The 14,560-nt window shown below is 37.5% G+C and carries 8 protein-coding genes; 1 reads left to right on the top strand and 7 read right to left on the bottom strand.

What is annotated here, in order from left to right; all coding sequences use genetic code 11:
• Window positions 1–374: 374 nt before the first annotated feature.
• Entirely contained in the window at window positions 375–2,789 is a 2,415-nt protein-coding gene (locus Q4557_RS07945; RefSeq protein ID WP_198589930.1) for an ATP-binding protein, read from the top strand.
• Window positions 2,790–2,956: 167 nt separating this feature from the next.
• Here the strand turns inward: Q4557_RS07945 and Q4557_RS07940 are convergent, their stop codons facing one another.
• The 7 genes from Q4557_RS07940 to Q4557_RS07910 all read right to left on the bottom strand — a co-directional run.
• Window positions 2,957–5,116, bottom strand: coding sequence for an ATP-binding cassette domain-containing protein (locus Q4557_RS07940; protein WP_303411954.1), 2,160 nt, complete (start codon window positions 5,114–5,116; stop codon window positions 2,957–2,959).
• A gap of 3 nt (window positions 5,117–5,119) precedes the next feature.
• Window positions 5,120–6,730 (bottom strand): ABC transporter transmembrane domain-containing protein, encoded by a 1,611-nt coding sequence (locus tag Q4557_RS07935; protein WP_198589346.1) that lies wholly within the window; start codon window positions 6,728–6,730, stop codon window positions 5,120–5,122.
• Window positions 6,723–8,099: a TolC family protein gene (locus Q4557_RS07930; RefSeq protein ID WP_102438349.1), complete on the bottom strand. Its 1,377-nt coding sequence runs from the start codon at window positions 8,097–8,099 to the stop codon at window positions 6,723–6,725. The genes Q4557_RS07935 and Q4557_RS07930 overlap by 8 nt, the downstream gene beginning before the upstream one ends.
• Window positions 8,096–10,327, bottom strand: coding sequence for a response regulator (locus Q4557_RS07925; RefSeq protein WP_102476885.1), 2,232 nt, complete (start codon window positions 10,325–10,327; stop codon window positions 8,096–8,098). Before Q4557_RS07925 ends, Q4557_RS07930 begins: the two co-directional genes overlap by 4 nt.
• Before the next feature lie 2 nt (window positions 10,328–10,329).
• Window positions 10,330–11,679, bottom strand: coding sequence for an HlyD family type I secretion periplasmic adaptor subunit (locus Q4557_RS07920; RefSeq protein WP_102438345.1), 1,350 nt, complete (start codon window positions 11,677–11,679; stop codon window positions 10,330–10,332).
• A 43-nt stretch (window positions 11,680–11,722) separates the two neighbouring features.
• The gene (locus tag Q4557_RS07915; RefSeq protein WP_102438343.1) at window positions 11,723–12,046 is read right to left on the bottom strand and encodes an Hpt domain-containing protein; all 324 of its coding nucleotides are present in this window, start codon (window positions 12,044–12,046) and stop codon (window positions 11,723–11,725) included.
• A gap of 184 nt (window positions 12,047–12,230) precedes the next feature.
• The coding region (locus tag Q4557_RS07910) for a cadherin-like domain-containing protein (RefSeq protein WP_303411944.1) at window positions 12,231–14,560 on the bottom strand (2,330 nt) is incomplete at its 5' end.

Raw genomic sequence — 14,560 nt, 5'->3', positions numbered from 1 at the left:
CCAAAAAATTGTGACTAAAATACCAGAGAAACCCAAAAAGTCCGCGGTTTAACTGTAATTAATATTAGTTGACCACTTGTATCTTGAAGCTTTGGATGATTAGCAATCTGTATCACGCTATGTGCTTCCCCAAAAACGGCAAGGTTTTTCATTATATTCAAGCCCTACCCATGTCAGCCTGAAACAATGCAGGTATGAGTAAGCTAAACCTGCTGCATTTTGTTTGTACTGTGACTGATAAACTTAACCTATGGCTTGATTTTATCAGTGTTTTATCAATCTTTTTCTGTTTGTTTTCTGATATTAATATGATTTACAACTATAGTTATTAGATAGGATTGGCAATGATAATGGATTACTAAAGGTTTATGGATATGAAAACTTTTGCACGACTTAATCTTAAGCAGTTAATGGCTGTTGGTGCGGTTTCAATATTTATTATTTTGATACTTTTTTTAATCGCCAATCAAAAAACTATTCAACAGCGACACGAGCTCGGAGTGTTTCAAAATAAGATATCGCTTGCCTCCAATACCCTTTTACAACTTCGCCGATTGGAAAAGGATTTTATCCTAAGACGTGAAGAGCAATACATCACCCAGCTTAATTACAGCGAAAGATTATTAGAGCAACAACTGCTGGATATCAATAGCATATTGATATCCCATGACTTACAAATAGACTTTAACGGCCTTGACAGTATCAAGAGTGTCGCCCGCTATACCAACACCTTTAACGAACTTAGCAAGCAAACCTTTTTGATTGACGGAGATGACCTTGAACCTGGTTATCAAGGCAGATTTAAGCTTGCGGAGCTGGCATTTGAGCAAGATGCTTTGCAGCGTCATGATGCTGAATTAAACCTGGTACTGCTTGATATTCAGCAGCAGACTTTCGAGTTTTTCTCCAGCTTTGACCCAAAGCAGCTTGAACAAATTACGCTGCAATTTGACACGCTTGGCTCACTTCTGGGCCGAAATAATATCGATAAATCCATTACTCGCCATTTAGAAGCCTATAAAAACGCATTTTTCACGCTACAAACTGAACATCAAAAGCTTGGCTACGACTATAAATCAGGGCTACAAGGTGAGCTTCGCGCCTCGATTCAACAGGTTGAAGAGGAGCTTGATGGGTTATTTAATCAACTTCCAAGCATGATAGATGAGAAAATTAAAAATTACTTATTGTATGACTATCTGCTTGCCTTATTATTATGCTTACTTATCTTTATAACCTTATATACGGTCAACATTGCCAGCCATCAACTTGAAGAAGAACTGATTGACGCTAAGCAAGATGAAATAAAGGCCAATCGGGCTAAAAGCTCGTTTCTCGCGAATATGTCCCACGAAATACGTACTCCGTTAAATGGCATTATTGGCATGACCGAGATCCTCACAGACTCTAATTTAAACGCCATGCAAAAAGACTATTTAGCGACGATAAATGCATCCTCTCAAACACTATTAATGCTTATCAATGATATTTTAGACCTCTCCAAAATTGAATCGGGCAAGTTTGATATTAATGTTCACACTTGCGCCATAAAAGAAGTTATCTACGATACAGCAGCCCTTATCGCCCCCAAGGCACAGCAAAAAGATATCGAATTGCGTATCGATATGGATGCACAAATACCGACGTTAATCCGTGCCGATGAGCAAAAGCTAAGACAAATTTTGATGAATCTGGCATCAAATGCGATTAAGTTTACCAGCTCAGGTTCAGTGCAATTTACCTTGCGACAACAGCCATTAAAAAGCGCCCAAGACCATAAGGTTAATTTATATTTCTCAGTAAGAGATACTGGTATTGGAATAGATGAGGACAAACAAAGTCAGGTATTTGAAGAATTTAAACAAGAAAGCAATAGCACCTCTACTGAATTTGGTGGCACAGGTTTAGGGCTGGCTATTTCAGCAAAAATGGTTCAAATGATGGGCAGTAAAATTGAAATCAACTCAACCAAAGGAGTCGGCTCAGAGTTTTATTTCAATTTGATTTTAGACAAGCAGGCCCATACAGCCCCTGCTAAGCCAGCTCAAACCATTTATTACTGTGCTAACGAGCATGAAACCCTATTACTGCAAAATTTGGATGAATTTAACTACCCTGTCATCTTACTTAAGGCCTTTGATGAGCTGCCTGAATCAATATCAGACAGTGCAGTATTACTGCTCAAGCAAACTCCCACGACTAAAGCCTCTGACATCATTAACATAACTAAAGCTTACCCAAACTTGCCTGTGGTGCTATCTCGTCATAACAATGATAGCAAGGATGACTTTGGCGAATCCATTTCTGGCTACGTCACAATCCCATTGTTAGGGCTTAGATTAGATACCTTACTGAAAACCGTCACAAGATCAGTTACTGCTGACATTGAAAGCACTCAAGCGACGATGAAGAGTGACAAACTTATTTTGCTGGTGGAAGATAATAAAATTAATCAGAAAGTGGTTGAAATTAACTTAAAAAAATTAGGAATAAATTACAAAATTGCCAACCATGGTGGCGAAGCGCTAGAAATATATAAACGTCACCATAAAAACATCGAATTGATACTGATGGATTGTATGATGCCAGTTATGACAGGCTTTGAAGCCACTGAGGCCATACGCGCTTTTGAAAAGGTAGAAGGCTCAGAGCCTGTGGTTATCATAGCCTTAACCGCTTCAATTTTAGATGATGATATTCAAAAGTGTTACGATGTGGGCATGAACGATTATTTACCTAAACCCTTTAGACGCGAAATTCTGGTAGAAAAGCTCACTAAATTTATTTGATGTCTTTTATCTGTGCTTTATTTATAGCGAAACTCAATTCACAGCTAAGCTCAATTAAAAGCCCACTACAAGAATACACTACCAAATTTGACTGATGAAAAAGGGGGATTAAAAGTAGCCTCCTTAGACCCTGTTGAAGCGAATACCATCTGCAAAGGCTACGGCCTTTAATACAATATTTTAGACGCCGCTGATAAGACCTTATCAGGCGTACCAAAAAACTTCTGCGCCCCCTCTTCATCCAGCAGTAAACACAGATCTGATGTTGCCACCATGGCCTTCTCATTGCTGGTATAGATCACTGTGCATTTCTTTAAATAGCTAGAAAAAAGCGAAGTTAAATAATGGCTATTTTCTTTTTCTGAGCCGACAAATGGCTCATCAATAATAAGAAATTTTTGCTGACAACTACCAATACCAATCATCAGCTTTATTTTTCTTAAAATACCATCTGGTAAGCTTTTGATTAATCCGCTGGTGATCAGTGTTGACTTACCTTCTGGCAAGTATTTTTCTAAATGAAAAAAGCTGATCATTTTATCGATATGGTCTTCATCAACATAGCCATTATAAAGCCGATAATTAGCCAGAATTGACCCTTGGTATAAATGAAAGTCAAAGGGGATATAGCAGATGCTATTTCTATATTTGAAGCTATTAAACTGGGTAACATTATAATTATCTAGCGTGATTTGACCTTGAAAACGGGTTTCAATCCCCCCTAAAAGGTTCATTAACGTGGTTTTACCTACCCCAGAAGGCGCACAAACTGACACTTTCTGGCCTTTGCCAACACGAAAAGATAAGTTAGTTAACCCTTTTGAAAGCCCCGTATAACGATGGGTTAGCCCGGTGACTTCTAACTGTCCCTGAAATTGATTTAATGGCGAGCTTTTCTCCATTTTATTGCGGTCATCATCTAGTGACATTAGCGCATTAATTTGCCCCGTTGAAGCTTTAATAGTATCTATTTTGGCTAAGGAATTATAAATCCCCATAATTGGCGTTAGTGCCTTCCACACTAAAATGATAATCGCCAACATAGCACCTGCATCTGTCGTGCCTTCCATCACGCCTGACACCGCGGTGACAATACTGGTGATGCCGATAATTTGAATCAAACTACCACCCATACTCTGCACTTTGCTGTTAGTGGTACTAACTTGGTGTGAATCGCTTAATCGTTGTATTAACGCTGAATTAAAACGTGATTTTAATACCGAAATTAATGGTAACCCTTGAATTGAGGAGGTATTGGATAATATTTCATTCCACTGATAAGAAACCATCGCATTGGCTCTAGAACTTTGAGAAGCCGATTTTGAATAGATGTAGCGGCCATACACACAAAAGCCCACCATGACTAAAATACCAGATATTACGGTTATCGCCGCGGTGCCAGACATGATGACTATGGCAATGATAAAAATAAAGATAAAAGGTAAATCAAAGTAGCTTAAGCTTGATTCAGCTGTCACTAACTGCCTAAATTGGTCAATATCTTTGAGTCTGGCTAACTGTGAAGATGTACCAGCACTTGATGTCATCGCATAGGGCAGCCACAGCAGTTTAGACAAAACACTGTAAGAAATATAACAAGAGAGCTCTTTGCCTGAGGTTGCTAGAATTTCCATACGCTGCTTTTTCAAAATATATTCGAAACAAGCGACCATCACAGCCCCTGCTGAAAGCCACAATAAGGTAGAAATCGAGCCTGCACTTAAGGCAAAATTATATACACTCATAATAAAAAAAGGCTGCAGGGCGCCCAACAAGTTGATCCCTAAACTCAGTTTAATGAGATCTTTAAATTCTGCGTTATATCGATAAAACGAATATTTAATCCAATTCTTTTTATCTTGAGACTCTGGCGGCGGCTCTCGAAATAACCGAGAGTAACTTGATATGTAACAAATCGATGCGACAAACTCGCCGCTGGGATCAAACACATATTCGAAAATATTGTCATTTTCATAATCATATAAGAAGCAGGTTTTATCGTTATAACTGAGTAAAATATAATTTTGATGTTTTAGCGAAATAAAGGCCGGACATGTGACCTCGTGTAATTGATCTTTTGTTTTTATATCAATGCTTAGACACTCATAGCCAACTCTGGTTAATGTGGCTTTAAATGCGCTAAGGTGGTTGTCATGATGAATAAAGACATCGGATAAAATACTGGGGGTCCCTTCCCACTCTAATGCAATCAACGCATAGGCTATGCCATTTAATAATGGCGTTTGTTCAAAGCGCTGCTGATACTCACCATGCTTAAAGTGCTCTAGTCTTTCGTTAAGCTCATCAAATGCTATTAAAGTATCCATTTTTTAACCCAATGTAATCGTTTCAACCAGGGTGTCAGTATTGGTGATTTTATTACTCACTATGACAAAGGAGTATTTTCCGGTGCGGGGCCTCAAACAAGAGAGCAAATTAATGGCCACTTCTTTATCGTAAACAAGATCAAAATCATCAATAATAATAACCAACTTGTTATTTAATAGTGCTCTTACAATAAGTAATAAAAAAGAAACCTGACGAGAAAATACTTTACTATTACCGCTACTGAGCTCAGTAAAAAAACCGAGTTTGAGTTGGTCGATATCTTCTTTTATTGATAAAGCTTCACAAAGAGAATATGCCGCCTTATGTAATTGCGGCCTAAAACAAGTGATATTATCTATGATAGTCCCTTCAATAAAACTGCTGTTTTTATCTATAGTTACAACAAGGTTAGCATCGATATTCTCTTCTTGAGATTTTTGTACAATGCGCTCAATTAACCGGGTTTTACCACTACCCGACTTGCCTTTTAGTAGGGTTATTTTTCCCTTAGTAAAAGAGATTTCTCGATTATTAAAAATTATCTTGGGGATCCTACTGTTGTAGGCTAATAACGCTTCGTTAGCTTTATCACTGGCCAACACACTTGAACCAGAGCTAGTGTTAGGCTCTTGCCCGGCAGCAGACTCAGGCGAGGTGCAAGCCGCTTTATTGGTATTTTCCATCAGCAACATTTCATTCAAGCGATCAATATAAATTTTATTGATTTTCCATTGTCCCATAGTTCTCATCGCTTGCTGATACGGGCCAAAATAGCGGTTAGTTAATAAAATAATAGCCGCCATCACCCCTTGGCTCATTTCTGTTGCGATCACGCTAAGGGCACCATTAATTACCACTACCGCCACTGAAAGCTGCTGCACCAAAGAAAGAATTAAGGCAAAATTTGATTCCTGTCTTTCAAATTTAGTACTGAAATGCTCTCGTTGTTCGATCATGTTATTCATCAAGTTTTCAACTCGGTATTCCATGGTGCGACTTTTAATATCCAGTGGATATGACACAATCTCGATTATTTTAGAGTTTGTAATCCCCTCAATAGTCGACTTGGTTTCTAATAACTGCACTTTTTTACTTGTTGAAAAATAGGCAATAATAAATAGAAATAATGACGCTACACTGATGATAATACCGGTATTCAGATTAATGACCGCCAGTACGACTATGGTCACAATACAAGTAAATATATTGATAAAAGATGACACTAAGTCGCCACTAAAATAGGATTTTAAGCTGGGGATCGTATTGAGTCGTTCTAAGTATTCACCGACTTCAAGCTTTTTAAAACGGGTGATATTGGCATGACATACCGCCTGAAACAGTTGATTGGTGATTTTTCTTTCAAACTTATTACCAATATCAGCAATAAGGGTTTCTTCTAATGCTTTCACTTTGTAATCTAAAATTATCGCTATTAAAATAATTGAATAGATAAAATACAAAGTGGAAGTTGCTTGATTTGGCAGTACCCGGTCAAAGATAATCAAAATTGCAAATGGTAGCACCAACCCAAGTAAGGTCGTCAGAATACTTGAAGTGAATAGAAAAACTAAGTCGATTATCGACAGTTTAGGAATATAGGATAATTTATTCATCAGCTTCCTTTTTCAACTTTTCAAGCACTTCCAAATCAAAATTATTCTGTATCGGCACCATACTATTTGATAATGCACTAAGAATATTAAGGTCAACTGGGCCGAGTAAGGCGTCAAACTTAGTCATATTGATGATGTAATCATATTGATTAGAATAAAAATCACGAATACTGTTGTATAAATTTGACTCTGAAGAAAGTAAATCCGTTAATGTTTTAGTTCCGATTTTATAAGCTTTTTGCGTTCCTTTATAAACTGAGTAGTTCGATATAATAATTTTCCGCAACAAATTAATTGATGTGACATTGTCATTAATTTGATAAATCAACTCATCAAATTCAACTCCTGCGTCATCAATTGATTGCCTATGGTTAGCGATACTCTGGAATATTTTATTCTTATTTTTTTGATATTCATAATAAGTGGAGCCACCACTCATTATGGGAACATTTATATTTAAAGAGTAGCTGATATCATCGTTATAGGTTTCAACATTATTATTGCTATCATTGACACTATAATTTGCCGACGCTGAAATGGTGGGGTAAAAGCCTGATTTGGTTTTATCCAATGTGGTTTCTGATTTTTTGATATTGTATTGTGAAATAATAATGTCGTAGTTTTTATGGGCTAAGTTTTTTTTAAGCTTACTTTTGCTTCTTGATGGGATCTGTTGATAGTGCTGATTTAATTGGATATCAAACTTAGGTTCGAGCTTTGTTTGGGTTGTAGAATTGAGCTTGATTAGAGAAATCCTGATGTCTTTTTCAATGCTTGCCAAGCTTTTTGCATTTTGCTCCTTCTTAGCATAGGCCTCATAAACATCTGTTTTGGCCACATTACCCAGCTCATTGTTTCTACTAATTTGCTCTAGGCGTGCTTGAGATGACTTTAGCTCCGCTTTGGTGGCTTTATGCTGCGCTTTGAATTTTAAATAAGAGAAATAATTTTCAACCACCTTGATGATAATATCATTGAGAATTTTATTATGTTTTATTTCATTTATTTGTAACTCTAACTTGCTCAAGTCGTAGTCATATACGATAGAGTAATCCAGTAATACCTGTGACAAGGATAAACTGTAACCATTACTGTTATAGTCATTATCGGTACGACTACCGTCATCAGGGTTAGGATAGGTGGTTTTAGATTCATTCCAAGTGGAATTTGCCTGAATATTCACGGTTGGTAAGAAAGGCGAAGTCCCTTTTTGTAGATCATATTCTGAAGACACTAATTCAAACTCAGAACTGATAATCTGATAATTATTCCTCAATGCCTGATCAATTAACAAAGATAGCTCTGATGCCCTTGTAGAAGCAGCATTAACAACACACAACAGTATTAAAGCGAATTTAATAATCTTCATTTATTCGCCTTATTAATTGCTAGATACTTTCTTAATACATTAAAAATCTCATCTTTTTTATAGGGCTTATGGATGACATAATCCATGCCCGCACTGATACATTTTTGATGTTCATCGTTACTGGTTAAAGCGGTCGCACCGATGATGACCCTGTCAGGCAGATTATTTTCATTGTCACTCTGTCTGATCCTTGATGTCGCCTCTAAACCATCAAGATTAGGCATAATACAATCCATAAACACCGTTTTATAATCGCCCACTTTGACTGACTCAATGGCTTCTTTACCATCATTAGCCGTATCACAATCAAAACCTAAATCAGTGAGTATTTTCTTCAAGATAAATTGCTGCAACCTATCATCTTCAACGATTAATATTTTTTCTGATTTTTCATCTACCGCTGCGTCTTCGTCTTTATTTATATGCTCAACAATATGGGCGATAAAATCACTGGGTGGACAAGGGTGATAAAAGACATGATCAACATGTTCGTAGAGCTTCTCATCGATATTTGAGGATGATAACGACAAGAATATTTTGATCACTTTCTTATTCAGCCTCGCCTTTAATATTTTACAAAATGACTGTAAATTTACCCCCTGAATAGTATTGGTTAAGATGATGCCATCTTGGGGTGAAAGCTCCTTTATAGATTGAAATAATTCATTGCCGGTGCGGGCAATAATCACTTTAGCCCCTTGATCTGTTAGCATTTGTTCAATCACATCAACTTGCATATAAGATGCACCACAAATTAGCAGCGTTCTGCCGTAGAGCTGGTTATTTTCAGTCTGATAATCAACAGGGGTGACATCAAAAGAGATCCGCACTCTTGATATGTCATCAATATTTTTTTGAATGACATGATATTTTTTTATTTGATTGAGTAATGTTTTAACCAATGCCTTGTTGGTTATGTCTTTTTTAGGTACGACACCCCAAGCTAAATTTTCGATATGCTCCATGGAGGGTATATCTTGATCATAGAGGTATAGATCAATATTAATCTGTAACTTCTCAACCCTTGTTGCCGAGCTGCAACTTAAAGAAAACAGTACGTTACGACAGTTGGAACTGGAGATTGTTTCGGAAATTTGCATCAGCAAAAGCCAAAATAAACCAGTATGATGACCATAAAAGGATAAGGGAATAGTATTTGCGACGTAACATTCTATAAGTTTATTTTGTTGCTTAGATTTTGTTGATAGTAGTACTACTAATTCACTAATTAAATTGTAAAAATCGACCAACTTTGTGCTAGAAGATGACTCTACTGTTGAAAGTAAATTAAAATTTTCAGCAAGGTTTTCTAATGTTCTGGTCGCAGTGGTGATCTCTTTGGCCTGTAAAACCTCTTGAACATTCTCTTTATTGACCAGTAGATCAATGCCCCCGTGTATGGTGTTAGTTATGCCTCTAATTTCATAACCTAATAAGTTATACAGCCTTTGGTATAAGTCAGTTTTACTCATTTGCTGCTCTAACTTTTCAAAACTAAACAGCAGCATGGAGTAGATTTTTTTTTCATCTGAGCTTGAGTCAATATCTGATAAGCGATGCTTTAGAGAACTATGATTGAGGGTTTTAACGTCACCTAAAATATGATGAAACGACTTCGATAATCTGCTCTTTTCTTTTACTGTGTATCGAATTTGCTTCCTTATCAGGTACCAGCCAAACACAAAAAAACCAAATATGGCGGTATTGATGGCAAAAAATATCGCCATTTGGGATTGTGAATTTTGCTTTATATCAGCTGCTAATTTTTGATTTAGGTTAGCTGAAATATCACTAACTTCTGCTAAACTTCCTTCGATATCAAGTTTTAATGTATTGATATCTTTATGATCATTATACTTTTTTACATATAAGTTAACGTAGTCAAACTTTAACAGACCAGCAAGGGATATAAGTTTTTTTTCAGTAGATGCGATAGAAATGAAAGACTGTACGTCTTTAGCAATTTGCTGCGTCAAAACAGAAATTTGAGCCTTATTACATGGTGAGCGCCCTACTTCGCATAAGGAGAGGGTGGCATTTAATATTTCAAGTTGATCGACGATATTGTTTGAGGTGTTAATGAGTGCATCTTGATTAGCCGTGACGGCAGGCTTCTGACCAGAAACGGTATTTTTTAGTGAATAAACCACCTGGCCGAGAGTTAATATCAGCACAATAGCAAAAGCAATTTTAATTTTTAGCGCATTATTATTATATTTTACATTCATGTTTAACGCTCATTAAACGACTCTTCTAACGCAGCCATTATAGGTTTAAGAGCATAATCAATAATTTTTCTACTGCCTGTTTTTACATCTGCAGTAAATTCCATATATGGTGCTAAGTGGTACTTAACCCCTTTATTTTCTAGATAATTTTTATTGATTGTGAGTTCGGCTAGAAAAAATTCTTCTTCTTTTTCTTCGTATGATCCTCTCGAGATAGATGAAATCACCGCATCGATAACACCGTATTTAGCAAAATTATAGGCATCAAGCTTTAGTTTTACTTTTTGGCCTTTAACGATAAAACCTATGTCTTTGCGGGCTATTTTTATCTCAGCTCGTAAAGCATTATTTAACGGCGTGATATCAGCAATGCTATCCCCTGGCGATATAATGGCAGAGATATAATTATAATTAAGCTTATCTACTGTACCGTCTACCGGTGAATAAACAAACAAGCGATCCACTTTATCTGAAATCGATGGCAGCATTTTTGACTTTATTGAAAGCTCTTTGTCTAGCGCAACAACCTTGGTTCGATATTCGCTATCCCTAATAAACTTGGTGTTTTCCAGTTGCTTGGTGAGACGAGTTAATAAAAAACCTTCATTAACTACTGACTCCTCTAAATTTTCAATTTCACGCAGCATATTCATTTCTTGCACTTGCATATTAAGCACGTCGGTATATGACGCCATTTCTTCTTTATACAATTGCTCTTTTATGGCGAGTTGCTTTTTAATTATGTTTAACTGGGCTGTAGAAGAAAGTATTCGCTGTTTCATAGAGTCGATGATCACCGTTTTATGGGCAATATCATGCTCCATTAAATCATCACTGGTTACATTTTTGCTATTCTCTTCTCGCCATTGCTCTTGCTGTATTTTGAGCGTTTGTGGATAGTCTTTAAAGGCTGAAAAGTCGGGTTCTTGTTGGGATATTAAAGATTCGTATTTTATTAGCTCTATCCTAAGCTGATTGATTTCAAAAAGATTAACAGCAAGATCACCAAGCTTATCTTTTGATCTTAATTGTGCAATTTTTTGGCCTTTGTAAACAATATCGCCAGGGGCGACATAGAGTTTTTCAAGTATCCCTCCTTCTAAGTGTTGCACTTTTTCGATATCTGAGTTTAGAAGTATTTCCCCTCTTGTGGCCACAGTAATTTCAAGCTCTGCTTGTGAGCCCCATATCAATAAAATAAAGAAAAAGACAAATGCAACCGAGGAAACTTTTTGTGAACTATTACTGCTGTTTTTAGCTATTAATACGCTAGAGCTATCAGAATGAACACTGTTAATAGACTCCTCGATGATGTCTTCAAAGTTTTGCTCAAGATTATCTTTACCTTTCATTTATCTCCATCACTACCTTGTTATGTCAATGAAATAAATTTTTTTAAACGGAAAGGCTAACCTGCTCAGCAATTTTTGATAGGTGTTGCTGTATTACATCTATTTGCTGCCTGCTTGGCATTTCGCCCTTTTTACTTATCCCCTCGGCCTCCCTAATCAATGGAACAGCATCTTCTTCGCACAAGTTAGACAAAGAACCTGATAAGGTATGAAAAACATGAAAAAGCGCCTCTGTATCCTGAGTACTATAATGCGCCTCAATGGTTGTTGCGGCATCAGCATTGCACTCTAAATACAAACCTAATAGCTCTTTTACGCACTCTGTATCACCATCAAACATGTCACTTAACGCTGTTATATTTATCATATTTAAAACTCATTTTGACTTGGTTAACACCACCTAAATTGACGACTTAGGTACTGTGTAATTACGATTTAATAATCCCTAATAATAACTTTAGTTTAAAATCCAGATATCTCTATAAAAAACATATATTTTATAAAGATACCTGCACTTTAACGTCTTATCACTGTAAATATTTAATCGTGATTTATATTGAATCAGCCAATGTCGTTGAGTCATCCTCTGTTGTTGTATGAGCGCTATCATCAAAGCTGGCGCTGTCATCCATAACGTCAATACCGAGATCGGTGTTATCACCTGAAGTCCAATCTCCTGCATTACTATCATCAGAGCCTGTGATTAATTGTTGCGTATCAGCACTTGAGCCATCCATTTCATAAGAGGAATTAACGTCAATGGCAATAGACGTTGCAGCTCCATCAATTGGTTGATCCATGCTATTAACACCACTCATGTCCATATTAATATCACCGCTAAAGTTTTCTGGTATTTCTAGCTTGACTGGTTGACTTAAGTCCCCAGCAATTAAGTATTCACTTTCTCCTTGCTCTATACCTGACTGAGGCGAAACACCTTCTGGTAAACCAGAAATAATCACATGGTCGACTTCACTGTTTGAGCTGATATCTGTTGGTATGAATACATTTACACTGCCACCAGGTGCTGCTGTATAGTCATAATCTTCAGATTCATTCCCTACTGCAGAGCCAAGGGTTATTGAGCTATCGACTGTATCTGTGCCATTACTGACACTGTAAGTTAAGTCTAAAGAACCTTGTGAATCAGTATCTTGCTCAACACTATAGCTACCATCAAGTAAATCGATAACGACTGCATTTTCTGCCTGCACGTTTGAAACAGTTAAATTATCACCTTCTATACTTTCTACATTTTCAAGTAACTCATCAACAGTTACGATTGTTGCAGCTGGCGCTTCGATACTTGCCTCGGCAATATTATCTACTGCTGCCTCTGTGTTTATTGCCGATATTTCAAAATCAACCGAATGAGATGTGCCGTCATCTACGGTAAAATCGACAGTGACCGGTCCTTGATAATCAGGATCTGACCAGAATGTCCATGTCTCATTATCGTTGTCTATCAATACTCCTTCTTCACCTGAATAACTCACGCTTTCAACATTGACAGCCTCTGAATCTAAACCTTGAGATTCCAATAAATCGCTGGCCTCTAAAAGTACGTAACCATCATCATTCATGGCAAATGCTTCTTCATGTGGCACATCGTTCAATAATGGACTGTCATCCTCTACTGAACTTTCATCGCCAACATCTAAAGTAACTGAAGATACTGTGACAAAGAAATTACCGTTGTAGTCTTCTGGTGGCGTCATTGATAAGTCTTCAAGATTCCATTGGGTTATATCAACAACCTGCCCTTCTTCAGTGATAGTCATGGTATTGGTGCCATCACTCACTACGAAGCCTACTGGGTAGCCTGTCATCACAAGACTTTCCATTGTTTCTGATGCATCAAGCATTTCAACATTAAGTGAGAAATGACCCGTGCTATCTTCAGCAAAAACAAGTGGCCCTTCATGAGCTGTGGTAATAACAGTACCGTCAGCTACAGGTCGAATATAAATAGGTAAGTCGACCGTTGCTTCACTATTTCCATCTGTTGCGACGATCTGCAAACCTGCGGTACCAGCAAAATCACCTGTCGGGCTAAAGGTCCAGGTTCCATCACCATTGTCAGTAATACTGCCGTCAGCCTCCTCACCATCTGCGGTAACCACTTTCGAAATGGTTAGTGAGCTGTCAACATCACCGAATAAGGCTAATAAATCAGCTTCGCTAAAGGTTATGTCGCCATCTTCTTGAATAGTCAGATGCGCATTACCATTTTGGAATGGTGAATCATCCACTGGGATGATATCCATTGCCAATTCACCTTCAACTTCCTCTCCAGTTTCATCAGAAATGGTATAACTTAATTCTATTAAGCCATTGAAGTGCTCAGGAGTAATGAGGTTATAAGTACCATCCTGATTCTGTGTTAGTGATGAGTTGGCAGGTTGACGAACCGATAGATTATCTAACGTCAGATTATCACCATCGATATCACTTGCCTGTGAAAGGATATAGTTAGGGTCAATGGTTATGCTGACGTCTTCAGTACCCTCTAGATTGATAGTAGGTGCTGTCGGTAAATCATTAATTGGATTTACTGTTAAATCCATTGCGGCAGAAACAGTTGCTTCACCATCTGAAACATCAAATGTCAGCCCTAAATCGCCGTTGTAATCTGGATCTGGTGTAATGGAGAATGTGCCATTACCGTTATCAACCACACTGCCATTACCATTAACAGCTAAATTACTAGCAGTTAACTCATCACCATCGATGTCACTGGCATTAGCCAGTAACTGCTCTTGCGTGACCGTAATAACACCATCTTCATCCATAGTGTAAGCGACATTGCCATCAACTACAGGTGCGTCATTAACCGCCAGTGTAGTGATGCCTGCGGTGGTTTCAGCAGTGGCGCCGTCAT

Origin of the sequence: Shewanella sp. 5_MG-2023 (genome assembly GCF_030547465.1) — a bacterium.
In the GTDB taxonomy this organism is placed as follows: domain Bacteria; phylum Pseudomonadota; class Gammaproteobacteria; order Enterobacterales; family Shewanellaceae; genus Shewanella.
Note: the sequence above shows the minus strand (reverse complement) of the source record. Positions and strands in the feature narration are given on the sequence as shown.